This window comes from Paraburkholderia kirstenboschensis, assembly GCF_032806925.1.
Classification (GTDB): domain Bacteria; phylum Pseudomonadota; class Gammaproteobacteria; order Burkholderiales; family Burkholderiaceae; genus Paraburkholderia; species Paraburkholderia kirstenboschensis.
Window position 1 is genome coordinate 1,846,074 of the sequence record NZ_CP136512.1, and the last position, 23,092, is coordinate 1,869,165.

Here is a 23,092-nt window from a genome sequence, read left to right on the forward strand (position 1 = left end):
CTGCTCAGTCTGCATTGCCGCTGGAATGCAGCAACGTGATGCGGAAATGTTCGACTAGTGGTCTCAGGTTGACCCTGTGCCATGCCGCCCAAAGCGCCGTGCGGTAGCTGAACCATGACAGCTCGCGCAGCACGACGCCGGCCGGCGCCTGATGCCGCAGGCTTTGCTGGATCATGGTGAGCCCCAGGCCGGCGGCGACGAGCCCGAGCGCGGCCAGCGGCTCGGTCGCTTCCATTGCGATATTGGGCGTGAAGCCCGCCTTCGCGCATGCTGCGATGAAGTTGTCGTGCCGTAGCGCGCCTTCGGTGTGCATTACGCCAATCCACTTCTGCGCCGCCAGGTCTTCAGGCGTGAAACGGTCCGCTTCGGCGAGCGGATGGCCCACCGGAATCGCGAGCAGCATCGGGTCGTCAAGCACCTGCGCGGCTTCGAGATCCGGGTCGTCGGACGGTGGCGGATCGCACACGAGTGCGATGTCGAGGCTGCGCTGACGCAGGCCTGTCAGCTGTTCGGCCGAGTGGTAGTTGTAGAGCGCGATGTGCACATCGGGCCTGTCCGTGCGGAGTTGCCGCAGCGCGTTGGGCAGCACGCCGGAGTGCATCGCGTTCTCCAGATAGCCGATGCACAGACCGCCTTCGTCGCCGCGCCCAAGCCGCCGCGCGAGCGATTCGAGGCGCTTCGCATGCGTGAGAAACGCCTGCGTTTCGGCGAGAAATGTCCGTCCATCGGTCGTCAAACGAATGCGCTGCTGCGAGCGCTCGAACAGTGTCAAGCCGAGGTGTTCTTCTAGCTGGGCGATCTGGCGGCTGAGCGGCGACTGCGAGATGTGCAGCCGTTCCGCAGCGCGGCCGACGTGCTGTTCCTCAGCCACGGCCACGAAATAATGCAACTGTCGGATATCGAGCATGCAAGACCTTCTGGGACTCAAGTCTATCTAATTATGTCTTGGACAGACTTAAGCCTGCAACCTAGACTTTTGCTGCCAACTCAACACAAGGAGCAAGTCGATGAGTATCAAGGATAAGTTGCCGGCTGGTACGCAGCTCGGTTTCGGCACAGCCCCGCTGGGCAACATGTATCGGGACATTCCGGAAGAGGAGGCGCTGGCGACCGTCAAGGCCGCCTGGGATCAGGGCGTCCGCTATTTCGACACGGCCCCGCTATACGGCGCGGGCCTGTCCGAAATCCGCCTTGGGAAAGCACTGACCGACTATCGGCGCGACGAATATGTGCTCAGCACCAAAGTCGGCCGTGTCGTTCTGGACGAAATAGAGGATGCGAGCGCGCGCGATCTGGGCGAGAAGGGCGGCGTGTTCGAATTTGGCCTTCCCAACAAGATCGTCAACGACTATTCGACCGACGCCACGCTGCGCTCGGTCGAAGACAGTCTGAAGCGCCTGGGGACCGACCGCCTGGATATCGTCTGGGTGCACGACGTCGCGCAGGACTTTTACGGCGACGAATGGCTTGCGGTTTTCGAATCGGCGCGTACGGGCGCGTTCCGTGCGCTGACGCGGCTGCGCGACGAAGGCGTCATCAAGGCTTGGGGGCTCGGCGTGAACCGCGTCGAACCTTGCGAACTGCTGCTCGACCTCTCTGAGTCGAAGCCGGACGGCTTTCTGCTCGCTGGACGTTACTCGCTGCTCGATCACGAGCGTGCGTTGCAGCGCCTGATGCCGGCCGCCGCCGCGCAGAACGTCGAGATCGTCGCCGGTGGTCCGTACAGTTCCGGCGTGCTGGCAGGCGGCGCGAACTTCGAATACCAGAAGGCGTCGCCGGAGATTCTCGCGAAGGTCGAACGCATCAAGGCCGTCGCCGCGCGCCACAACGTGAGCGTGAAGGCGGCTGCGTTGCAGTTCGTGCTGGCCAACCCGGTCGTCGCGGCGGTGATTCCCGGTGCAAGCAAACCGGCACGCATCGCGGAAGACCATGCGGCCGTCAAGGAAGTCATTCCCACGGACTTCTGGCGCGAGTTGCGCGAGCAAGGTCTGGTGGCGGCGAATGCGCCGCTGCCGGCCAACGCATAAGGAGCGAAATGGCACAGGCCAATGCATCCATCACGGTTCCCGTTTCGCCCGACATCAGGACCGTTTCGCCAGCCGCCAGTTCAACCGTGCCGCTGGGCGCTTTTACCGTGCCCGCGTTGACGACTGCCTGACGCGCGATCAGGAACACATCGCCGCCGCTGGAACTGATCCTGCCGAGGTTGACCACGCTCGCGTCCGACTTGCCCGCCAGCGTGAGTGCATCGCCGCCGTTGATGAAGGCGTCGTTGCAGATATCCAGGGTGGACGCGACGAAGCGTCCGCCCGTGCTGACAACGCCCGAGGGCCCGACGACGATGCCTTGCGGATTAATCAGGTAAAGGCTGCCAGTGGCGGTGGGCTTGACAACCGAACGTCCCAAGCGCAATACAGCATCCCGGACTATTTGGCGCATGCCGATCCGCTGGTCGAGCGTTTTGAACGATGGGCCCGCGACAACCTCCGAACGGTTTCTCACTACACGATGCGGCGAATGCGCTCCACGTCCATACGCGCACGTTGCAGCGCCGGACGGAACTCGTGCTCGGCAAGTCGCCGCTAGCGTTCTTTCAGGACCTGCGCGTCCAGCGTGCGCGTCAACTCGTTCTGGACGGTTGCGACCTCGACACCGTGGCCGAGCGCGTTGGATACGTTGATGCTTCCACATTGAGGAATCTGCTTCGCCGGAAACTCGGTCGCGATCTGCGCGAACTGGGAGTGGACGGCTGATAGCACGCGGAGTTGGCTGGGACCGACCAACTCCAGCCGTTTCCCTTCGTCGACGCACCGTCATTTGCGCGACCGTTGAACTTTGATAGGAGACATTGAGACGGCCAAACGCCGAGCGTCAGAGTAGGGTCGTCGTCGCAAAACGGGCAAAGGCGCTCGACCGTGATAAGTTCAAGCGCCGGCTCTCTTTGTATCGTGCCATTATGTTGAAAATTCCGTTGGGGATGATGGACGAACCAGGCGCGGATCGCTGTCAAGTGCCCGACCGGGGCTTGCAGGCGCGAGGCGCTATGTTCGTTCCAGTCCTCCCCCGCGGTAGCTCAACTTCGACATTTGCAGTCTCAACAATCGATGAAAAGAATTTCTGTCCGCCGCTCGAGCGTTCATGGTCGCGGCGTCTTCGCGCTGCAGCCCCTATGTGCCGGCGAGCTCATCCTCGAGTACACGGGCACGGTTATGAGCTGGAAGCGCGCGATAAGTCGCCATCGCCGGTTCGGGGAGGAGGGCCATACGTTCCTCTTTGGACTCTCTGATGGACGCGTCATTGACGGTTCGCTTGGCGGCAACAGCGCGCGCTGGCTCAACCATGCCTGCGTCGCCAACTGTGAGGCCGTCGAGGATCAGGGAAGGGTCTACATTCAGGCGGTGTCGGATATCCAGCCGGGCGAGGAACTCTTCATCGCTTACGGTCTCACGACAGAAGGGCGTGCCTCGGCAGCAGTGCGCGCGCAGTATGCTTGCCGCTGTGGGCACCGGCGATGTCGCGGAACGATGCTCGCTGGTGCGTGAGCAGCACCTGGCAATGTCGGCGTATATCCTGAGTTCGCGTGCTCAGGTGCTCTCCGCGACGGGCTGCACTCGCAGCGGGTAAACGTCTCACATGGGCGCTTTGCATCGCCGCAGACATCTGGATTCAAGCGGCGGCAACGGTTGCCCCGTCAAGCGGTACTCAACACGCTCGTGGCTCACGCCGCTTATTTGGCGTACTTTGCCAGCAACGAACGGATCGCCGGGTCGTTCATGTTTTTTGGCGTAACGGTGACCACGTCGACGAATATAGTGCGGGGCGGCGGATGGCCCTGCAGTGCCTCGACTAGCGACGCCAAGGCGAGGTAACCCATGCGGTAAGGGTCCTGCAATATGGCGGCGTAGACGATTCCTCTTTTGAGGCCTTCCAGGAATTCCGGGCGCCAGTCGAATATCACGAGGCGCGGGCGCTGGCCGATTGCCGCGTTTTCAATTACCCGCAGTGCGCCGTAGGCGATGGGTTCGGCCGGCGCGAAAACGGCGTCCAGGCGGCCCGGGTAGGCGCTGATCGCCTCGGCGATCAGCGCTTCGGCATCGCGTGGTCGATACCCGACGTAGGTATCGATCACCACATCCCATCCCTCTCTGCGGGCGACGCTTAAGAATCCGCTTTCTCTCGCGGAAGTCGAACTCACGTTGGGCGCGAGCCGCAGCATTGCCACCTTGGCGCCCTTTTTCAAAACCGGTACGAGGCTGAGCGCGGCCTTCCTGCCTGCGCCGTAATTGTCTGTGTATACCGTCGAGAGGCCGTCGTAGTCGGCGTTATACCGATCGACAAGGACCACAGGGACAGAGATTGAAACCCGCGTGTCGCTGCCCAATGGTTCCGGTGCCAGTAGCACACCCGAGACTCCCTGCGTCACCATGTAATCGATAATGCGCAACTGGATATTCGATGTATTGAGCGACTCACCATCGGACGGGCTGCGGACCAGCAGATCTACATGACGATCATGGGCCGACTGTTGTATTCCCTTGAGCATTGTCTGGTAGAAAACAAGCGATGAGCCCGGTAGGACGACACCGATTGTGATCGCATGCACGGTGGGCACGATCCCCGCCAACGACCAAAGCAGTATGAATAATCTCAAAGGTCCAAGCATGGTGTGTCCACTGGCAGTGGCCTGGAGCTGACCGGGCAAGCTTGCGGGAAGGCATTGCCTTGTTATGAAGGTTGTCACCAGGCAAGCGAAATCGTTACCTCGCGCCAATTTTCGCCGACTTTTCGGAATAGTAATCCGATGACCCACGGCCTGCCATCGTCACCTGACCCTGACGAATTCCGACGCCGTCCGGTTTTCAGAAGTCTTCCCGAGGACCCGGTGTCGCTTGTCGCCTCGGCGTGCGTCTCGTAGGTCAGCGTCTTTCTTGGACGCTCGTTCAAGTCGCCTTGCCGCTGCTTTGAATTTGGCCTGCGAATACATTGGCAGGTCGGTGCCGTTGGGGGAAGTACTGCCTTAACAAGCCATTCGTATTTTCGTTCGAGCCGCGCTGCCATGAATGCTGGGGATCGCAGAAGTACGCCGGGATATCAGTGGCCACAGTAAAGCGTTTGTACCCGGCTATCTCCGTTCCCCGATCCCATGTCAGTGACTTATAGAGTTCCTGCGGCAGTTTGGAGGCGTGTTTGATGAGTGCGTTGGTGACCGTCTCGCCATCGTTGCTGGCTATCTTGACCAGCATGACGTAACGCGTCTGGCGTTCGGCGAGCGTCGCAATCTGGCTGCAGCCGCTGCCGCACAGCCTCCAGCGCTAATGCCGATCTCGATCGATGCCTTTGCGGTGGCTGGATCCCGCCTGTCTCAAACAGAACCCCTTGGACCGACGAGTGGTTACGATGAAAAAGCTGGAGGGCTCTTCTGCAGAGAATCGCCCTTGCGCCAACGCTCCCACTAAGCCTTGACCCAGTCGCCGCTTCGCCACTTCAAAAGCCAGGGCAAGTTTCGGCACAGTCAACCGTCACCCGTTTGGCAGTTCACTTGATCCTCACGACGACCTTGCCCCTGGCGCGTCCCTGGGCCAGGTATTCAAGCGCCTCCTTCGCTTGCGCAAACGGAAACACCTTGTCAATCACTGGACGAACCTGTTCCGACCCGAGGAGTTTGCCGATTTGGGCGAGTTGGGTTCCATCGGGGCGTACGAAGAGAAATGAATAGGTTACATCCCGCGTTTTCGCAAGCCGCATGATCTTGCGGCTCATCAGCCCGAATACCAGCCTCAGAATAAAGTTCAGCCCGCGGGCACGGGCGAACGCTGCATCCAGCGGCCCGATGAGAGACACAATCGTGCTCCCCGGTTTGAGGATGCCTATGGATTTTTCAATCGCATCACCTCTGATAGTGCCAAGCACCACGTCGTAGCCGCGCAGCAGCTTCTCGAATTCGTGCTTTTTATAGTCGATGACCTCGTCTGCGCCCAGACTGGTTACCAGTTCGACGTTGCCCGTACTGGTGGTCGTTCCCACGCTGGCGCCGAAGTGCTTTGCCAACTGGATCGCAAACGTGCCAATACCGCCTGACCCGGCAGGGATGAACACTTTCTGGCCAGCTCGAAGATTGGCGCGCTCCTTCAACGCCTGCCAGGAGGTGAGCGCGACCATCGGAACGGCCGCAGCCTGCACAAAGTCGAGATTGACTGGCTTTGACGCGGCAACGCTCTCCGGCACCGCCGCGAATTCGGCGATCGAGCCCCTACCGAGGTCGAAGAGGCTGGCAAAGACTGCGTCGCCCGGCTTGAAACGCGTCACACGGCTGCCGACCTCAGTCACGACACCGGCAATATCGCTGCCCAGCGTAGCGGGCAACTCGAACTTGAGGACGGGCTTGAACGTTCCCGTCGGAATCATGTTGTCGATTGGGTTCAACCCCGCCGCGTGGACCTGGACCAACAGTTCATCAGGCTTTAGCGCGGGGCGGGGCACTTCGGTGAACCCGATCTCGGGTGACTTGCCGTAGCGTTTGAAGGTGAGCGCTTTCATGGTGTTCTAAATCCAATATTGGGTACCTGTCGCCGACCGCGAAGGCTTCATTGCGCCGGAAACTCCAGCGCTTTGATCACGAAATCAGTGTGATACTGACAGATGCCTCCGTGTCCGGCGTCCTGGTAAATGACGAACTGCGCGTTGGGAATGCGGCGGGCCATATCGTGGCTCAAGGCGGTGGACACCATGATGTCCTTGTCTCCATTGGCGATCAGGACAGGCATGTGCAGGTGAGTGAGGTCCTGCGGCGCCTGCTGGCCCCAGCCCTTGATCGCCTTGAGCTGGCGAAGCAACGCGATGGTGTCGCGCGCCATCTCGTCCACGCTCACGGGCGCAATGCCGCCGGAAGAACCGATTCCCCGGTAGTCGATCGCAATAACGCGATGCTTGCGGGCGAGGCTATCGACGATGCGCGGGTCGAAGTTGTCCAGCACGGCGCCCCAGTGGTTGAGCAGGATCAGCGGAATGCCGCCGTGCGGGCCCAGTTCGCGGTAAGCGAAGGTGGTTCCTCCCGCCCTGGTCTGGTTGTTCTGTGCCTTGGCATAGGACGAGTACTCAAAGCAGGCGGGCACATAAGCGCGAGCGGCGACGATCTTGCACGTTTGCCAAAAACCGTAAGCCGACCTGGGCGCGCCTGACGCCAAAGCAATAACCCACCATCAACATGCGGACCATGAGCTCCGGGGCAATCGATGGACGACCCATCGGGTTATAGAACGGTGCGATGTGCTGGCGCAGATCTCGTAGATCAAGGAAACGGTCGATGCCTGTCAACAGCTGCGATTGCGGTACGTGGTTGTCAAGGTTGAACGACTAAAAGAGCTTGTCCTGTCCACCCACCTCAATATTGCAAAATGCAATGCCGCTATTAAAGCCATTGCATTGCCAATATGTGCCGCGGAGCCGTATCTTCGTTTCCATTCAAGGAGACGGATATGAAGATCGCATTTCTCGGCGCTGGCGCGCTAGGTTGCGCCATCGGCTCCGCGCTGATCGAAGGCGGCCATGAGACATGGCTCGTCGACCGGTTCGCCGCGCACGTCGAGGCGATGTCCCGTGACGGCCTGCAAGTCGACGACGAGCGCGGCACGCGCCGCGTGAAGGTCCGCGCTACGATGAATCCGGCGGAAGCCGGCCCCGTCGACCTCGTGATCGTGCTGGTCAAGTCCTTTCATACCGCTCAGGCGATGCGCGGCGCGCTCGATCTCGTCGGTCCCGAAACGCTCGTGCTGTCGTTGCAGAACGGCCTCGGCCACGAAGATGTGCTGAGCGAAATCGTCGGACGTGAGCGCGTGCTCGCTGGCAAGACGTATGTCGGCGGTGTGTTGCGTGCGCCGGGCCATATCCAGTCCGGCGTAACGGGCAAGCTCACGATCATCGGCGAACTCGATGGCCGCATCACGAGCCGTGCGCAAGCGATCGCTGATGCACTCAACAGCGCCGGCCTGACCACCACCGTCAGCGACAACATTCTCGGCACGATGTGGGACAAGCTGCTCATCAATGTCGCGACGGGCGCGATCACGGGCATCACGCGTCTCACCTACGGACAGCTCTACGACGAGCCCGTTCTGAAAGCGACGTCGCTCGCAGCGATCAATGAAGCGATGACTGCCGCGAAAGCCGCCGGCGTCACGCTTTCAATCACTAATGCCGAAGACGCCTGGACCATGGCCGCCGAAGGGCTTTCGCCCGCATTCAAGACATCGATGCTGCAAAGCCTCGAAAAGTCCTCGATTACCGAAATCGACTTTATCAACGGAGCGGTCGTGCGCTGGGGCGAACGGCTTGGCGTGCCGACGCCGGTGAATTCGACGCTCGTCGCCTGTATCAAGGGTATCGAACGAGCGATGACGGACCGCCAGAACGAAGGAGCCGCAGCATGAGCGCACCAAAAGCGTATCTGGAACACGTCGCCATCTGGGTGAAGGACATCCACTGGCATATCCGTTTTTTCGAACACGTGCTCGGCATGACGATGCGAGAAGTCGACGGCACGCGCGAGGAGCCGCGTCAGTACTGGACGCTGGGCGGTCTGCAGTTCGTCAGCGCGCCACAGCATGAGGGCCCCGAAGGCCGGCTCGCGCATCTCGGCGTGATGTGTGAGGACCTGGAGGCCGCACTTGCCGCCGCGCAAGCGTTCGGCGTTTCCGAAATGCCGCAGGGACGCAACTGGCTGCGTCTGCCCGATGGCCTCGCCGTCGAACTCATTCAAGCTAAACCGGCGAGGTGCGTCGCGCAGGCGCTGGCGATCGATCCACGCGCGGAGGCGTGAGCATGAGCACCATCACTGAAAAATACTGGGACGATGCGCGCGAAGGCGACGAGTGCGTAAGCCCCACTTACACCGTCACGAAAGAACGCATCCTAGCCTACGCGGATCTTACGGGCGATCAAACTCCGGTCCACGTCGATGAGGAATACGCGAACGCGAGCCACTTCGGTTGCATCGTCGCGCACGGTTTGTTTGGCTTGTCGATCGCCGATGGTCTCAAGACGCAGAGCGCTTATCGGTTTCTGCCCGGCATGTCGCTCGGCTGGACCTGGGACTTTCTGCTGCCGATCAAGGTCAACGACGTGCTGCATGTGAAGTTCCGCGTCGGCTCCATGCGTGCGAGCAAGAGCAAGCCGGATTGGGGCATCGTCGTATTGCCCTCCGAGTTGATCAACCAGAACGGCGAAGTCGTTCAACGCGGCGAGCATCGTCTGATGATCCCGCGCCGTCCGGGAGCGAACTGATGCAAGCCCGTCCCCTCGAAGGTATTCGCGTCGTCGACTACAGCCACTTTCTTGCCGGCCCTTATGTCGGACGATGCCTCGCGGCACTCGGCGCGGAAGTCATCAAGGTCGAGCGTCCCGGCAGCGGCGATGCCGGTCGTCAGCACGCCACGGTTCTCGACGATCAGCAGAGCGCCTATTTCCTGCAGCTCAACATGGGCAAGCGCGGCGTCAGCGTCAACATGAAAGATCCGCGCGGCAAGGCATTCGTGCAGCGTCTGTGCGATTCGGCGGATGTGTTCATCGAGAACTATCGGCCGGGCGCGCTCGACAAGCTCGGCCTCGGCTATGCCGCGCTGTCCGAACGCAATCCGGGCCTCGTCTACTGCTCGATTTCGGCGTATGGACACACTGGACCAGACGCGCATCGCGCGGGCTTTGGTCTCATCGCGGAGGCGAAGAGCGGCATCATGCAGATGATCGGCAATCCCGGCGAGCCGCCGCCGCTCATGCGCATTTCGCTCGGCGACATGTACACCGGCATTCACGCGGTTGCTGCGATTAACGCCGCGCTGCTGGGCCGGGTGAAGAGCGGACGCGGTCAGCATATCGACATGGCGTTGTACGACACGCTGTTCTCCATGCACGAATACGCGGTCCAGTGCTACACGATGCAAGGCGTGGTGCCGGAGCAAACGGGTCACGACATGCCGACATCGACGTTATATGGCGTGTTCCGCGCGGCCGATGGCGATCTCGTCATCGCCGCCCAGGTGGATGATTCGTGGAAGCGATTCGCAACGGTCGTCGAGCAGCACGGCGGTCCTGCCGGCTTCGGCGCCGATGCGCGATTTCATAGCCTGAACGGCCGCAATGCAAATCGTGAAGCCATTCTGGCGGTCGTGAAACCGTGGGTGGCGGCGCGCTCCGTTGCGGAGGTTCTGGCGCTGCTCGACAGCGTCGATGTCCCTAGCGCAAAGGTTCAGCGCATCGATGAGGTCGTCGCCGATCCGCAGATCGTCGCGCGCGGCATGGTGATCGAGCAGGAGCATCCGCGCTTCGGAAAACTGCGGCTTCCGAACCTGCCGTTCCGCTTCTCCGACTGCGATACGTCCATCCGCGAAGTCGGCCCCGACCTCGGTCAGCACAACGCGGAAGTCGCGCAATCGCTGGGCTTTAGCGCAGCGGAAATCGACGCGATGCAGACCGATGGCGTGCTGTTTTCGAAACCGGGTGCGTGATGAGCGATCGATACGCGGTAATCGGCAATCCGATCGGGCATACGAAATCGCCCCTGATCCATGGTCTTTTCGCAGAGGAGACCGGACAGGACATGACGTATGGCGCCATCGAAGCGCCGCTGGAACCGGCCGATGCCTTCGCAGATACGGTGAGAACCCTCATCGCGGCGGGCGGCAAGGGCATGAACGTCACCGCGCCCTTCAAGCTGCAAGCGTTCGCCATGGCCGACGAGCGCAGCGAAAGGGCTGCGCTGGCGGGGGCCGTCAATGCGATGAAGTTCGAGAACGGCCGCATCGTGGCGGAGAACTTCGACGGCGTGGGCCTTGTGCGTGACATCGAAATCAACCTGCATCAGCCTATGGCGGGCAAGCGCGTGCTTGTCCTGGGCGCGGGCGGCGCGGTGCGCGGCGCGTTGCTCCCCTTCATCGCGGCGCGGCCTGCGCGACTCGTCATCGCCAACCGGCACGTGGAGAAAGCGAAGGCGCTAGTCGATGAGGTGGCGGCGGACGCAACGCTCACCGCGTGCGGCTATGCGGAGCTTGAATCGATGGAACAGTTCGACCTCGTTGTCAACGCGACGTCCGCGAGCCTGACCGGGCAACTGCCGCCCGTTCCGCCGGGCGTCTTCAGCGCGAGCGGCACAGCCTATGAACTCGCGTACGGAAAGGGCCTCACGCCGTTCTTGCGGCTCGCGCGCAACGCTGGTGTGCAAGGCATCGCCGATGGCGTCGGCATGCTGGTGGAACAGGCCGCCGAAGCATTCGCATGGTGGCGGGGCGTTCGTCCGCGCACGCACGCGATCATCGACCGTCTCACCGTTCCGCTCGATTGATGTGACGAGGAAACGCCGCGGTTCGGCCGTGGCTTACAACCTCGCGGTCGTCATTGCAGCAGGGCGCCGTTCGCCGCGACGTTGATTCAGGCACATACCAATGGCGCGACCTGACCGATCGTTGTATTCAGTATCGTGTTCGATCTGATTTCGATGTGGGCGATTCGCGCTGGCCCCGAAAGCCATGGAGAGTGATATGAAGAAAACGCGTATCGCCGTAGCGGGTGCCGGATACATCGGTCTCGACCATATTCGTGTCGCCCGCGAAAGCGGGACTTGCGTCCTGTCGGCGGTGGTAGATCCGTCCGACGCGGCGGCCGCCATTGCCGCGAAAGCAGGCGTGCCCCATTACCGCTCGCTCGGCGAACTCTTCGAGAAGGATCGTCCCGACGGTGTGGTCCTTGCAACGCCGAACACCCTTCACGTAGACCACGCGCGCTCGAGCATGCAGGCCGGCGTGCCGATGCTGCTGGAGAAGCCGATCGCCCCCACGGTGGAGCAGGCGGAAGCACTCGTTGCCGACGTCGACCGCTACGGCGCGAGCGTATTGATCGGTCATCATCGCGCGCACAGTCCGATCATGGCGCGCGCGAAGGAGATCATCGACGAAGGAAGGCTCGGCTCGCTTGTCGCGGTGATGGGTAGCGCAATGTTCTTCAAGCCCGATCAGTACTTCGCGGACGCGCCATGGCGGAAGGAACCGGGCGCAGGCCCGATCCTGCTCAACATGATTCACGAGATCCACAACCTGCGGATGCTGTGCGGCGACATCGTGGCGGTGCAGGCGTTTTCGTCAAACGCGACGCGCGGTTTTGCAGTCGAGGATACCGTCGCTGTTAATTTGCGTTTCGCGAGCGGCGCACTCGGCACGTTTCTTTTGTCGGATACCGCCGCCAGCACACGCAGTTGGGAACAGACCTCGCAAGAGAACACGGCCTATACGTCGTATGCCGATGAAGACTGCTATGTGATCGCCGGCACTTTCGGATCATTATCGATTCCGACGATGCGCCTCAAGACCTACGCAAAAGCCGAGGATCGATCCTGGTGGAAGCCGTTCAATGTCAGCGTGGCCGACATGACGCGCGGCGATCCGCTCAAGTATCAAATGGAACACTTCGGGCGAGTCGTGCGAGGCGAAGCAAAGCCAATCGTCACCGCGCGCGACGGCCTGCAAAATCTGCGCATCACCGAGGCGATCGTGAAAGCCGCGAAAACCGGCGCAGTCGTCGAGACGACGCCACTCTAAACCTGGATACGGATAACCGATGAAATCTTTCCTCATGCTGCACGGCATCAACCACAACATGTTCGGCAAGCGCGATCCCGTTCAATACGGAACGGCCACGCTCGCCGACATCGATGCTCAACTTCAGGCGCTAGCCAACGAGCTTGGCGTCACGGTCGAAAGCTATCAGACCAACAGCGAAGGCGACATGTGTTCGCGAATCCATCAAGCCTTCGTCGATAAAGTCGATGGCGTGCTTATCAACGCGGGCGCGTGGACGCATTACAGCTATGGCATCCGCGACGCGCTCGCCATACTGACGGTGCCCATCGTCGAGATTCATATGTCGAACATCCACGCGCGGGAAGCCTTCCGCCATCATTCGGTGTTCGCCGAAATCGTGAAGGGGCAGATCTGCGGCTTTGGCATCGACAGCTATTCGCTCGGACTGCGGGCGGCGGTGTCGGCCGCCGCCTGATATTTGATGCTTCGGCCCATGCCCGGCGCAGGAACACGGCGCTTTCTCGTATTGATGTGACGGGATCGAACTTGATGCCGCATTCGCGGCTCCTGGTGTTGCATTTACAAAAGAGCGGGGACGGGCGCATCGACTGATGCGCCCGTTCGTGCGCATCAGCGCGTTTGCACGAGCGCTTTCGCGAGTCTTGCTTCGCCCAATGCCTCTTCGCGAAGCTGACCGTATTGTTCCTTCGGAATCGGCACCGCGTCTTTCTTTCCAAGGTCGTCGAGACGCACGCGATACGTTTCTCGCGCACTCCATGCGGCCAGCGCCGAGACGATCGTGGCGCCCAGCGTGATCGAGCCGATCATCAGCGGCACATTGTGCGATCCCGGCGGCGCGACAGCCGCGAAGAGCGCGGGAAGCAGCGCGGTAATGGTCGTGCCGATGTTCTGTGCGATCGCCATCGCGGAGACGCGAAAGCGCGTGGGGAACAGTTCCGGATAGTAGCCGGGGAAGACCGCGTTATAGCCTTGGTACACCACGCCCCACATGAGTATCGACATCACAAAGGCAACTGGCAGGTTGTGAATGCTGATCCCATACAGATACGCGTACGAAAGAAGACCGGAACAGAGCGCACCGAAAATCATCGGCGTCCTCCGCCCGATGCGGTCCGAGAGATTGCCGACATACGGAATGACGAGCACCGCCACGATGTTGCCGACCACCGGAATCCACAAATACACGCTCGCATGGAAGTTGATGCCGTAGGAGGGCTGCACGGCATACGCAGCGCCGAAGATCGTGGTGACGACCGGTATCACGTTCATGAACGCCATGCACATGACGCGAAGCATGTCAGGCCAGCTGTACTTGAACGCTTCGAGGACTGGCGCACGCGCCACCTGACCGCTCGCATCTTCCTTCGCGAATGCGGCCGTTTCGTCGACCTCACGTCGAATGATGAAACCTGCGATCAGGACGACCGCGCTGAGCAGGAACGGAATGCGCCAGCCCCATGCGACGAAGGCGTCTTCCGGCATGTAGTACGCAAGCGGCAGGAAGACGGCGGCAGCCAGAATCTGACCGGCTTGCACACCTTGCAACGTGAAGCTCGCGAAGTAGCCGCGTCGGCCGAATGGGGCCTGTTCCATGATCATCGAACTGGCGCCTGAGATTTCGCCCGCGACGGCAAAGCCTTGAACCAGGCGCAAAATCACCAGCAGCGCGGGCGCGAGCATGCCGACCGATTGATACGTGGGCAGAAAGCCAACGGCCATCGTGGAAAAGCCCATCAGGAACATGCAAATCAGGAGCACGGTCTTGCGCCCGTGGGTGTCGCCCCAATGTCCGAGAACGAACGCGCCGATGGGCCGCGCCACATACCCCACGCCATACGTCGCCAGCGAGGCCACGATCGCGATTTTTGGATCGCCTTTGGGAAAGAAGATCTGAGGAAAAATCAGCGCCGCAGCTTGCGCGTAAATAAAGAAGTCGTAGTACTCGAGCGCGGAACCTATCCAGCCGCTCGCTCTCGCTTTCCGTGCCTGTTTGCGCGCTCTTTCATCCAGGCGCCCGTCGATTGCGCCGCCTTGCCGCGGCATTCCTTTGTCCATGAACGTCTCCTGATTTTGAATTGACTGGAGCAGCATCGTCGGCTGCATCTCTGGCGGCTCGAACGTGGCCGTTCGCAAGCGACGGCGCGCTTTCGTGCCCAAATCAAGATACGGGGATGGACCCCTAGGCGCAATGCAATGGATACAATGACGGCATTGCGTTGGACAATACCGCCATGAGCACATCCGAGCTACCCGATCTCAAGCTGCTCCAGCTATTCGATCTGCTGTACGACGTGCGCAGCGTCACGCGGGCTGCAGATCAACTCGGACAGAGTCAGCCCACGGTTAGCATCTGGCTGGGACGTCTGCGCGAACATCTGCAAGACCCACTGTTCGTCCGCACGCCGGGCGGCATGACGCCGACACCCCAGGCGGACGCGCTGATCGGACCGTGCAGGGAGATACTGGAATCGCTTCGCCGATTTTCCGCATGGGAAATTTCATTCGATGCGACTACGGCGAAGCGCCGCTTTCGCATTTGCATGACCGATGCCAGTCACATCACGCTGCTTCCGCGCATGCTGGCACATGTACGCGCGCATGCACCGGGCATTCGGCTGGAAGCCGCGAGAATCGATGGAAATACGGAGCGCGCGCTGGAATCCGGCGAGGCCGATCTGGCGATCGGGCATGTACCGTGGCTCGGCAGCGGGATGTATCAGCAACAGCTTTATATGCAGGATTGGGTGTGCCTCGCCAATCCGAATCACCCGCGCGTGCGCTCGAGACTGAGCATGAAGCAGTACTCTAGCGAGGGGCACGTGATCATCGCCGCTGGGACGGGCGCGCAATTGCTGGAGCAGGCGCTGTTGCGCGAGAACATAGAACGCGATGTAGTGCTAGAGCTTCCGGGCATGCTCGGTCTGGGGTCAATCATCAAGTCGACGGATCTTATTGCCACGTTGCCGCGAAACATCGGGGAAACACTGGCAAGAGTGAACGATATTGCGGTCCATTCCTGTCCGTTTCCGGTCGATAAATTCGCGGTGCGGCAGCATTGGCACGCGAAGTACCATCACGAGGCAGGCAACCGCTGGTTGCGATCCGTTGTGGCCGATTTGTTTTCGAGTAGAAGTTAGTATCGCGCGAGTCGGCCAATACAAGGGCACTCGCTCACCGTTTCCGGTTGGCGTGCATGTGCCTTCGGTGGACGTGCCCGTGGAGCGCCTTTCGGGCGGTCAGCGTCAAGCCATCGCCGTGGCGCGCGCCGTGTATTCCAATGCGAAGATTCTGTTGCTCGACGAGCCGCTCGCCGCGATGGGCGCACGCGAAGCGGGGCTCATCGTCGACCTCCTGACGCGCTTGAAGGAAAAGGGCGGCCTTTCCATCATCATGATCATGCACAACTATGCGCAGACGCTCGATATCGCCGATCGCATCATGTTGATGCAGCGAGGCCGGGTGACCTACGAGCAGAAGAGTGCGCTTACTTCCGTGTCCGAACTCATGGACATCGTGCGACGGGAGTACCGGGCAATGCGCGCCGGTGGCGCGCATTGATTGCACTAGTCAGACGCTATGACCGGACGGGCAACGCCGACCGGTTTCGATGCGGGTCGCACCGTCGCAGTGATGGACTGGGACAGTCACCGTTATCTTGCATGCTCTTTCGCGGTTCCCATGATGGGCGCCGTCCTGCAGACGGTCAATGTGCGCCTGTCACAGGAAGAGATCGCTTATACGATCAATCACGCTGGCGTGGAGATACTGTTCGTTCACACCGATTTTCTGCCCGTCGTCGAGGCGATCAAAGTCCAGCTCGAAACGGTGCGTACCTTCGTCTGGATCGACGAAGAGGGCAGCGAGGTCTATACGCACTCCATTCCGTTTTCCACTGAATACGCAGCAATGCTTGCCGCAAGTTCGGAAAACTATGAAATTCCCGACTTTGACGAGAATACCCGGGAAACGGCGTTTACACGACGGGGACGACGGGCTGTGAAACAGGAGGCAGCCGCGAACATATCGTCGAGGCCTTGGAGGTCGCGATTGCGGTCAATGTCGGTGCCGCGCTGGTCTACCCGGTGCGAGTCACGGATGCTTACGCCGCCAAAGTGGCGTAGCATCACCAACACACTCGAAGGAGATTGAAAATGGTCAATGTCGCCTTGTTCGTTCGATTGGAAGCCAAGCCGGGGAGGGAAGCCGATGTAGAAAGCTTCCTTCGTGACGGTCTGCCGATCGTCCAGGAAGAGCCGTCGACGATCGCGTGGTTCGGGCTTCGACTGGGACCGTCGACGTTTGGTATCTTCGACGCCTTCCCCGATGAGGCAGGTCGGCAAGCACACCTGTCGGGGCGTGTCGCCGCGGCGCTGATGGCGCAGGCGCCAGAACTCTTCGCGCAACCGCCTACGATCGAGAAGGTCGACGTGTTGGCGGCAAAGTTGCCCGGGTAGAACCTGAATCGAAGTTCGGTCAGGACTACCTCGTAGCCGGCTGCCGGCGCGTGGGCGACGCAGCAAACCTTGCTGAGGGCGAGATCCGCGACGCGCATCCACCGGACGGCGCGACGGCATCTGTTGATCTTGCGGGGACCGGGCCACGGCCGTAGCTGCCCACTTCAAGGGGTCCGTTGACGTCATTCCTGGTTTCACGAGGTATGGCGAATGGCTTTTTGCCTCTGCAGCGTCCGGCTCGCGCCTATCCCGTAAGAAATTGCGGCGGACGAGGTCATTACGTGCTTGTTGCGCCTGCAGTGCCGAACGAACTCCTCTGGGTCCCGGGCGGGCACCTGATCTGCTACCGGCCGCCCATCGATCAGGCGGACCGATCACAATTGGTCGGAGTTCGAAGAGATCGAACAGGTCCCCTGTGGCGGGGGAATTTACTGGCACATACGGGTTATCGCGGCACTGGACAGGATTTGGCAGATTATCACGACTGCGTTCTGTAATCGTCGGAAGTCCCCAGTTCCGTTCGATGAATTTGACCACCGACGCGTGGTCGGCGTAGCCGTGCTAAATTCGTCCTCCTACGGAATACTTCGAAACTGCGATCATGGGAATACGTGAGCCGTCGCCGAAAAAACCGACGGGCTGGATGTAGCCTGAATCGTGGTACCCACCACCTTCGTCCGTGGTGACGAGGATCGCTGTATTGGCCTACAACTTCGGATCGATCTTCACCGATGCCGCTAACGCGGGTATCACGAGCAAACCATAACAGGAGCGCCTACCATGAAATTCAACGATACAGCCCCAGTGACGGGCCCCGCCTGCAGTCCGCCGCTATGGCTGACGAGATTGACCAGTGGTATTCACCGCAGGACCGGGCTGGGGTCGTGTAGACGTCTCGAAGTCCGAAACATTGAACAGCCATTACGCACTGTATGCGTCAGGTGAGCATTAGACGAGAACCACGATCATGTTCAAACTTTTAACGAAGGCGACAATCTTCTCCGCGGTCGCTATGGGCGTATCCGCCTGCAGCATTGTGCCGGCGTCTTCTTCATCGTCCCCAAAAATCGAAGTCGGCGACTTGCAGGTCAATCCCGACATCAGACTGCGATACATGGTCTATCGGCCTGCGCATGCGAAGGGCACGGTACTGTTCCTGCACGGCTTCCCGGAGACGATGTATGCGTGGAAGCCGATCGCGGAATCCCTGTCCAGCGAGTATGAGGTGCATGCGTTTGACTGGCCGGGCTACGGACAGTCTTCGCGTCCGGGCGCCGATCGCTTTTCCTATGCGCCGAAAGATTACGCCCGTGTTCTGCAGGACTACATCCGCGCGTCCGGTATCGACAGTTCGAAGCTGGTGATCTATGCGACCGACATCGGAGCCTTGCCTGCGCTGCTGGCGGCATTGGAACAACCGGATATCGCCAGGGAGATCATCGTTGGCGACTTTGCCCCGTTCAATCGCCCACAGTACATGTATGGAAGCCTGCAGGGCCTGAAGGCTAAACCTTCGTCCGACGCCGTGCATGCCGCGATGAACAGGAACCGCGACGAGATTCTGGCCAACACATTTTTCAGGGGCATGTCGGCGGAGGAACGCTACTCGTTGCGCCAGGAGTTCAGGGATGACATGGCGAAAGGTTGGGGCGGCGATGTCACATCGGCGGATGCCTTCTACCACTACTACTCCTGGTTTACCCGCGACCAGGACCACTTTGAAGCCAATATGGCAAATCTCAAGGTACCCGTGAAGATTGTGTGGGGCGAACAGGATATGTACATCAAGAAGGAGATGGGCCTTGAGTACGCGAACCGTAATGGTGTGAAGCTTACGATTCTCCCTAAACTGGGCCATTATCCGCATCTGCAGGCGCCTGAACAGACGGTGGCCGAAGTTCAGGCAGCATTCAGCGCGGGCAGCAATCCCACGAGTGACTAGATCTCGACTTCGGTTGAGCGCGAGGATGGCGCGCGCGTAGCCCAACAGCAGTTCGCCGTCCGCCGTGAGCGCGACAGAGCGCGTGGTGCGCGCGAGCGGGTTGCGGCCGGTCTGATTTTCCCAGACGCCGCAGATGCGCGCTAACTGCGGACTGCGTCGCTCGACGTAGCACGTGCCTATCTGGAGACCTACCGTAGCGCTCACCCGGATCATCCGATCGGCATGCTCGACCTGCGGGCGACCGAACTGCCGGAATTCAACGGCGACGCGCTCGATGCCAAGTACGCGGACCTGAGCGGTACGCCGCTCAGCGAAGGTCAGCAGCAGGCGTGGGCGGACATCCGGCATCTCGCGCAGCGGCTGCACGACGCGGATACGCTGCTGTTCTCCGTGCCGCTGTGGAATTTCTCCATTCCCTACAAGCTGAAGCATTTCATCGACGTCGTCTCTCAGCGGAACATCCTGTTTTCATTCGATGAGCGTGGGCTGCAGGGCTTGCTGAAAGACAAGAAAGCGGTGGTGATTTATGCGCGCAGGAGCCGAGCGCAGGTCGGTAGGCCACTTCAACGCTAACTCAACATCTCATTCTTTCGCGCGCCTTTCCCCGGACCTCGTCGACGCAGTTCAGAAACTTTGCAGCAACGTCTCTCGAGGCTTGAGCGAGAGACCATGAAACGGATCATCGCGATCGGCGCGAAAGTGGGCCCAAAGGTTGCATCCGAATCTCGTCGCATTGGCATTGGTTCGCCTGGCGGCAAACAGAGCGAAATCGACATACGCTTCCGGAGATCCGCACACTATCCCTAATCAAAATTCAATCACAGCAGAGTGCGTGGCTGACGCCGACAGGATATTGGCGCGTGCACGACAACTCACTGGCTTGCGCTTTCCTTGGGTTCGCATAACGTGTAGCTTACGCATTTCGGCAACAGGAACCGGAAAGCGCCGGCGAATGCCTGAGGCTATCGGTTTTGCTGCTTTATGGATGAAGCGTGCGTAGCATGCTTTCGCGCAATTATTAAAGGAGAGACCGCGATGAGCACGATCGGAGTTCCTATTGCGCGGCTTTCACATCAGTTAGTATTCCTATTGTTTATATGGAGCACCCACGCATTCGCGACCGTTTCGCTGGGTCCTACGTTGCCGGGTGCGGCGGTACAAAACAGCACCGTACTACTCGTCGCGCTTCCCATCAAAAATTTTGGCGATACTGACGCTAGCAATGTCGTGATTCGTGACGTCGTACTTTTAGGCGCACATCTCGAGAGCCCGGCCCGTTTGCCTGTGTCGCTCGGCACCATTGCGTCGGGCGAGCGGGAGGTGCTTAATCTGAGCTTCATCGTTCGCAAGCTCGATCCAGCAAAAACTTACAGGGTGCTCGTCCAAGGCCGATATGATGGACGAACCTTCGGCAGAACGCATCGCGGCAATGACCGCGACGATCGGCACGAGAATGGAAAAGACGAGGACGAAAGGGGTAAGGGCGAGCATGGTCACGAATTTCACTTCGTAGTTGATGTGCAACTACCGCCGCCCGCACCGGGATCGGACACTTCATCTAGCAACACTGGTCCCACCCGTGCAACGCAGGGGCCCTACCCGCTGCTGCCACAGCCGCCGCAAACGGAGAATAACGAAGACCGCGCACCCACGCCGATCGGATCCCCGAGCTTTCTGTTCCCTCATACTGCCACCGGAACTAGCCCACAAGCGCTGCAATTGACGTCTTATCCGGGGGCATCACCCGACGGAGCGGTAGGCTTCATCATCAACACGAACGCGAACGGAATTGCAGATCGTTTCCCGCCGGACCCGAGCGCCGTTGGATCGGGAACTTCATCGAATCTGGTTCTGGCTACCGCGAATCTCTACCTCAAGTACTCGACTGATGGTGGTTCAACATTTACGACCGTTTCCAATTTGTCAACCGTATTCGGCGATCAGCCCGACGGCGGGTACTGCTGCGATCAGGTGGTTCATTACATCCCGAGCATCGATCGTGTGGTCTGGCTGATTCAGACGAACCAGCCCAAAGATTCAGCGGGAAAGCCGACTGGTGGAAACCGCTTGCGGATAGCCTAGGCGAGACCCGCCGATGTTGCCGCCAACTTCAACACGGCCTGGACTTGGTTCGATGTCACTTCAAACTTCCTCGGATTGGGCAGTGACTGGCTGGACTATCCCGATCTGTCGACATCGGATGGCTACCTGTACGCATCAGTCGACGATGTGACAGCGGGCGGCCTTGTCGTCATGCGCATCTCCTACAAGGACATGCAGCTTCCCGCCGGTAATACTGTGACCTGGGATTTCACGGCTCCCAAAAATGGAAAGTCAGCGGTAGCTTCTCACCTGACTCAGAATGCGACAGGGACGATGTATTGGGCGGGCCATGACGACAATAGTCACTTGCGAGTGTTCAGTTGGGCGGATGGATCCAACCGCTATTTCTGGAGCGCGCCAAGGCCACACAATAGCTACGCTAACTCAGACTACACCTCGAAGGCTCCAGACGGCCAGTATTGGTACGCGCCGCGACCAAAGGGCGATAACATCACCAGCGCGGTGCATCGACCGGGCGAGTTGTGGTTCGCCTGGACCGCAGCGCGCGACACAACGTTCGCCCAACCGTATGTGATCATCGCAAAACTGAGCGATAGCAGCTTCAACGTCACCAGCGAGCTCGAAGTGTGGAACTCAAACAACGCTTACGCTTATCCTGCACTAGCTGCTAACTCCGCGACATCGGAAGTCGCCATTTCATTGATGTGGGGCGGTGGGGGCAATTTCTATTTGAATCATGCCGTCGGATTCCTCGGCGACTTCGTGGTCTGGATCACCACCTCCAGCGACGTGACCTTCTCGCTCAACACGGCAGGAACAACAGGTTGCGACGATGCGTCCGGCGGTGCAGTAACGGGACGCTGTACCCGTTCGGGTGACTACCTGTCGCTCCGCAGGGTGGGGAACTCGAGCGGGCTGTTTAGCACTTTGGGTTACGAAATCAAGCTCGTCGATCCAACTCGTTCGACCGACTGCGTGACGGCTCCCGGCTGTCGGCAAGACGTTCGATATGTCGAGTTCGGGCGGCCTAGGGACACGCGTGGCGGCGAACTCATTCCGTGAAAGCAATTGGCTCCTGGATAGGGGCACGATGCTTCGGCGGTCGAGCATGTTGCGTCGGTTTGCCACTCCATCGGCGCTCGATGACGTCACCCTCATCACGTTCCAGGCCACACCCGTCATCTCACTTCCCGCGACGGCTGGCTAACCAATCTCCCTGGCGACCGCCTGCAAGCGGGTGAACGCACCGAACCGCGCATTGTGCAACGCACTGATATCGCCGTGGGGCTCATAGACCTTGTTAACGTGAGACATGACGCCCATTGCCGTTTGCACGTCGCCGAATTGCCCGCCCGCTACGGCGCCCAGAATCGCTGCGCCGAGAAGAACCGGCTCTTCCGCCCGCGTGGCCAGCACCGGCTTGCCGGTCGCATCGGCGAGCAACTGACGTACGAGATCGTGTCGCCCCGCTCCTCCGCTGATCATCACGCGCTCGATCGGTGCGCCTGCCGACGCCTGCGTCTCGATGATCTGGCGCAAGCAATATCCGATACTGCAGATACCCGCGATATACAGCGATACCAGACTGTCGAGGTCGGTCTCCATGCCGAGGCCCGCAATCACCGCTCTCGCATGCGGATCGGCGAACGGCGCGCGGTTGCCCAGGAATTCGGGAACCACATGCACGCCCTGCGCCAGCTTCACGACGTCCGACAATGTGTGGGACGCCTGCGTCGCGAGATTGGCCAGCATCGCCGGCAGCGACTGTCCCACTTCTTCAGCACGGCTTCGCGCCTCGGCGGTTGCGGGGTGCAGCGTGAGCAGCCTTTCGATGGCCGCCCCCGCAACGGACTGGCCGCCCTCGTTGAGCCAGGCGTTCGGGACCATCGCAGAGAAATACGGTCCCCAGACGCCAGGCACGAACACCGGCTCACGGGTTGTCGTCATTGTGCAGGACGACGTTCCGAACACATAAGCAAGACAGGCTTCCGGCTCGCCTTCGGCGCCCACCGGGCGCTGCCGGTGCCGACATCTACTCCGACGACAAA

The 23,092-nt window shown here is 60.4% G+C and carries 20 protein-coding genes and 9 pseudogenes; 18 read left to right on the forward strand and 11 right to left on the reverse strand.

Features of this window, described 5'->3' with window-relative positions; translation table 11 throughout:
- Positions 1 to 4 precede the first annotated feature (4 nt).
- The gene (locus tag RW095_RS17090) at positions 5 to 907 is read right to left on the reverse strand and encodes a LysR family transcriptional regulator (RefSeq protein WP_317017126.1); all 903 of its coding nucleotides are present in this window, start codon (positions 905 to 907) and stop codon (positions 5 to 7) included.
- A 100-nt stretch (positions 908 to 1,007) separates the two neighbouring features.
- On the opposite strand from RW095_RS17090, the gene RW095_RS17095 reads away from it, so the two are divergent.
- Entirely contained in the window at positions 1,008 to 2,027 is a 1,020-nt protein-coding gene (locus RW095_RS17095; RefSeq protein WP_317017127.1) for an aldo/keto reductase, read from the forward strand.
- A 34-nt stretch (positions 2,028 to 2,061) separates the two neighbouring features.
- On the opposite strand, the pseudogene RW095_RS41485 reads toward RW095_RS17095, so the two are convergent.
- Positions 2,062 to 2,382: pseudogene (locus RW095_RS41485) on the reverse strand (two-partner secretion domain-containing protein); the annotation flags it as partial.
- A gap of 3 nt (positions 2,383 to 2,385) precedes the next feature.
- On the opposite strand from RW095_RS41485, the pseudogene RW095_RS17105 reads away from it, so the two are divergent.
- Both RW095_RS17105 and RW095_RS17110 read left to right on the forward strand, forming a co-directional pair.
- Positions 2,386 to 2,753, forward strand: a pseudogene (locus RW095_RS17105) (helix-turn-helix domain-containing protein); the annotation flags it as partial.
- 351 nt (positions 2,754 to 3,104) lie between these two features.
- The gene (locus RW095_RS17110) at positions 3,105 to 3,542 is read left to right on the forward strand and encodes an SET domain-containing protein (protein ID WP_317017128.1); all 438 of its coding nucleotides are present in this window, start codon (positions 3,105 to 3,107) and stop codon (positions 3,540 to 3,542) included.
- Between the two features lie 185 nt (positions 3,543 to 3,727).
- On the opposite strand, the gene RW095_RS17115 is transcribed toward RW095_RS17110, so the two are convergent.
- The 5 genes and pseudogenes from RW095_RS17115 to RW095_RS17135 form a co-directional block, all read right to left on the reverse strand.
- Positions 3,728 to 4,612, reverse strand: a complete 885-nt coding sequence (locus RW095_RS17115) for a substrate-binding domain-containing protein (RefSeq protein WP_317017129.1) — start codon at positions 4,610 to 4,612, stop codon at positions 3,728 to 3,730.
- Positions 4,613 to 4,896: 284 nt separating this feature from the next.
- A pseudogene (locus tag RW095_RS17120) lies at positions 4,897 to 5,303 on the reverse strand (IS30 family transposase); the annotation flags it as partial.
- A gap of 232 nt (positions 5,304 to 5,535) precedes the next feature.
- Positions 5,536 to 6,537, reverse strand: a complete 1,002-nt coding sequence (locus RW095_RS17125) for an NADP-dependent oxidoreductase (protein WP_317017131.1) — start codon at positions 6,535 to 6,537, stop codon at positions 5,536 to 5,538.
- Between the two features lie 47 nt (positions 6,538 to 6,584).
- Complete coding sequence (locus RW095_RS17130) at positions 6,585 to 7,112, reverse strand: alpha/beta fold hydrolase (RefSeq protein ID WP_317017132.1); 528 nt, start codon at positions 7,110 to 7,112, stop codon at positions 6,585 to 6,587.
- 61 nt (positions 7,113 to 7,173) lie between these two features.
- Positions 7,174 to 7,386 (reverse strand): annotated as a pseudogene (locus RW095_RS17135) (IS5/IS1182 family transposase); the annotation flags it as partial.
- A gap of 89 nt (positions 7,387 to 7,475) precedes the next feature.
- Between RW095_RS17135 and RW095_RS17140 the strand changes: the two are divergent.
- From RW095_RS17140 to aroQ, 7 genes are all read left to right on the forward strand, one after another.
- Positions 7,476 to 8,426, forward strand: coding sequence for a ketopantoate reductase family protein (locus RW095_RS17140; RefSeq protein ID WP_317017134.1), 951 nt, complete (start codon positions 7,476 to 7,478; stop codon positions 8,424 to 8,426).
- Complete coding sequence (locus RW095_RS17145) at positions 8,423 to 8,815, forward strand: VOC family protein (RefSeq protein WP_317017135.1); 393 nt, start codon at positions 8,423 to 8,425, stop codon at positions 8,813 to 8,815. The genes RW095_RS17140 and RW095_RS17145 overlap by 4 nt, the downstream gene beginning before the upstream one ends.
- Before the next feature lie 2 nt (positions 8,816 to 8,817).
- Positions 8,818 to 9,279, forward strand: a complete 462-nt coding sequence (locus tag RW095_RS17150; RefSeq protein WP_317017137.1) for a MaoC family dehydratase — start codon at positions 8,818 to 8,820, stop codon at positions 9,277 to 9,279.
- Positions 9,279 to 10,499: a CaiB/BaiF CoA transferase family protein gene (locus tag RW095_RS17155; protein ID WP_317017138.1), complete on the forward strand. Its 1,221-nt coding sequence runs from the start codon at positions 9,279 to 9,281 to the stop codon at positions 10,497 to 10,499. The genes RW095_RS17150 and RW095_RS17155 overlap by 1 nt, the downstream gene beginning before the upstream one ends.
- Entirely contained in the window at positions 10,499 to 11,332 is an 834-nt protein-coding gene (gene aroE / locus RW095_RS17160) for a shikimate dehydrogenase (protein WP_317017140.1), read from the forward strand. Before RW095_RS17155 ends, aroE begins: the two co-directional genes overlap by 1 nt.
- Before the next feature lie 196 nt (positions 11,333 to 11,528).
- A complete protein-coding gene (locus RW095_RS17165; RefSeq protein WP_317017141.1) occupies positions 11,529 to 12,581 on the forward strand; it encodes a Gfo/Idh/MocA family protein in 1,053 nt (350 codons plus the stop codon).
- Positions 12,582 to 12,600: 19 nt separating this feature from the next.
- Positions 12,601 to 13,038, forward strand: coding sequence for a type II 3-dehydroquinate dehydratase (aroQ, locus tag RW095_RS17170; RefSeq protein WP_128583988.1), 438 nt, complete (start codon positions 12,601 to 12,603; stop codon positions 13,036 to 13,038).
- Between the two features lie 155 nt (positions 13,039 to 13,193).
- On the opposite strand, the gene RW095_RS17175 is transcribed toward aroQ, so the two are convergent.
- Positions 13,194 to 14,627 (reverse strand): MFS transporter, encoded by a 1,434-nt coding sequence (locus RW095_RS17175; RefSeq protein ID WP_317019875.1) that lies wholly within the window; start codon positions 14,625 to 14,627, stop codon positions 13,194 to 13,196.
- Positions 14,628 to 14,815: 188 nt separating this feature from the next.
- Here RW095_RS17175 and RW095_RS17180 point away from each other — a divergent pair, with 188 nt between their 5' ends.
- From RW095_RS17180 to RW095_RS17195, 4 genes and pseudogenes are all read left to right on the forward strand, one after another.
- Positions 14,816 to 15,721: a LysR family transcriptional regulator gene (locus tag RW095_RS17180; protein ID WP_317017144.1), complete on the forward strand. Its 906-nt coding sequence runs from the start codon at positions 14,816 to 14,818 to the stop codon at positions 15,719 to 15,721.
- A gap of 46 nt (positions 15,722 to 15,767) precedes the next feature.
- A pseudogene (locus RW095_RS17185) lies at positions 15,768 to 16,142 on the forward strand (ATP-binding cassette domain-containing protein); the annotation flags it as partial.
- Positions 16,143 to 16,196: 54 nt separating this feature from the next.
- Positions 16,197 to 16,591: pseudogene (locus RW095_RS17190) on the forward strand (AMP-binding protein); the annotation flags it as partial.
- 144 nt (positions 16,592 to 16,735) lie between these two features.
- Positions 16,736 to 17,038, forward strand: coding sequence for a putative quinol monooxygenase (locus RW095_RS17195; RefSeq protein WP_317017145.1), 303 nt, complete (start codon positions 16,736 to 16,738; stop codon positions 17,036 to 17,038).
- A gap of 390 nt (positions 17,039 to 17,428) precedes the next feature.
- Here the strand turns inward: RW095_RS17195 and RW095_RS41490 are convergent.
- Positions 17,429 to 17,767 (reverse strand): annotated as a pseudogene (locus tag RW095_RS41490) (alkaline phosphatase family protein); the annotation flags it as partial.
- 238 nt (positions 17,768 to 18,005) lie between these two features.
- On the opposite strand from RW095_RS41490, the gene RW095_RS17205 reads away from it, so the two are divergent.
- Positions 18,006 to 18,980 (forward strand): alpha/beta fold hydrolase, encoded by a 975-nt coding sequence (locus tag RW095_RS17205; protein ID WP_317017147.1) that lies wholly within the window; start codon positions 18,006 to 18,008, stop codon positions 18,978 to 18,980.
- Between the two features lie 9 nt (positions 18,981 to 18,989).
- Here RW095_RS17205 and RW095_RS17210 read toward each other — a convergent pair.
- A pseudogene (locus tag RW095_RS17210) lies at positions 18,990 to 19,137 on the reverse strand (LysR family transcriptional regulator); the annotation flags it as partial.
- Here RW095_RS17210 and RW095_RS17215 point away from each other — a divergent pair.
- The 3 genes and pseudogenes from RW095_RS17215 to RW095_RS17225 form a co-directional block, all read left to right on the forward strand.
- Positions 19,125 to 19,514 (forward strand): annotated as a pseudogene (locus tag RW095_RS17215) (FMN-dependent NADH-azoreductase); the annotation flags it as partial. The pseudogenes RW095_RS17210 and RW095_RS17215 overlap by 13 nt on opposite strands.
- A gap of 501 nt (positions 19,515 to 20,015) precedes the next feature.
- On the forward strand, positions 20,016 to 21,062 hold the full coding sequence (locus RW095_RS17220; protein WP_317017148.1) for a hypothetical protein: 1,047 nt from the start codon (positions 20,016 to 20,018) through the stop codon (positions 21,060 to 21,062).
- 75 nt (positions 21,063 to 21,137) lie between these two features.
- Positions 21,138 to 22,106, forward strand: coding sequence for a hypothetical protein (locus tag RW095_RS17225; protein WP_317017150.1), 969 nt, complete (start codon positions 21,138 to 21,140; stop codon positions 22,104 to 22,106).
- Positions 22,107 to 22,247: 141 nt separating this feature from the next.
- Here RW095_RS17225 and RW095_RS17230 read toward each other — a convergent pair whose 3' ends face one another.
- Positions 22,248 to 23,054 (reverse strand): FGGY-family carbohydrate kinase, encoded by an 807-nt coding sequence (locus RW095_RS17230; protein WP_317017152.1) that lies wholly within the window; start codon positions 23,052 to 23,054, stop codon positions 22,248 to 22,250.
- Between the last annotated feature and the right edge of the window lie 38 nt (positions 23,055 to 23,092).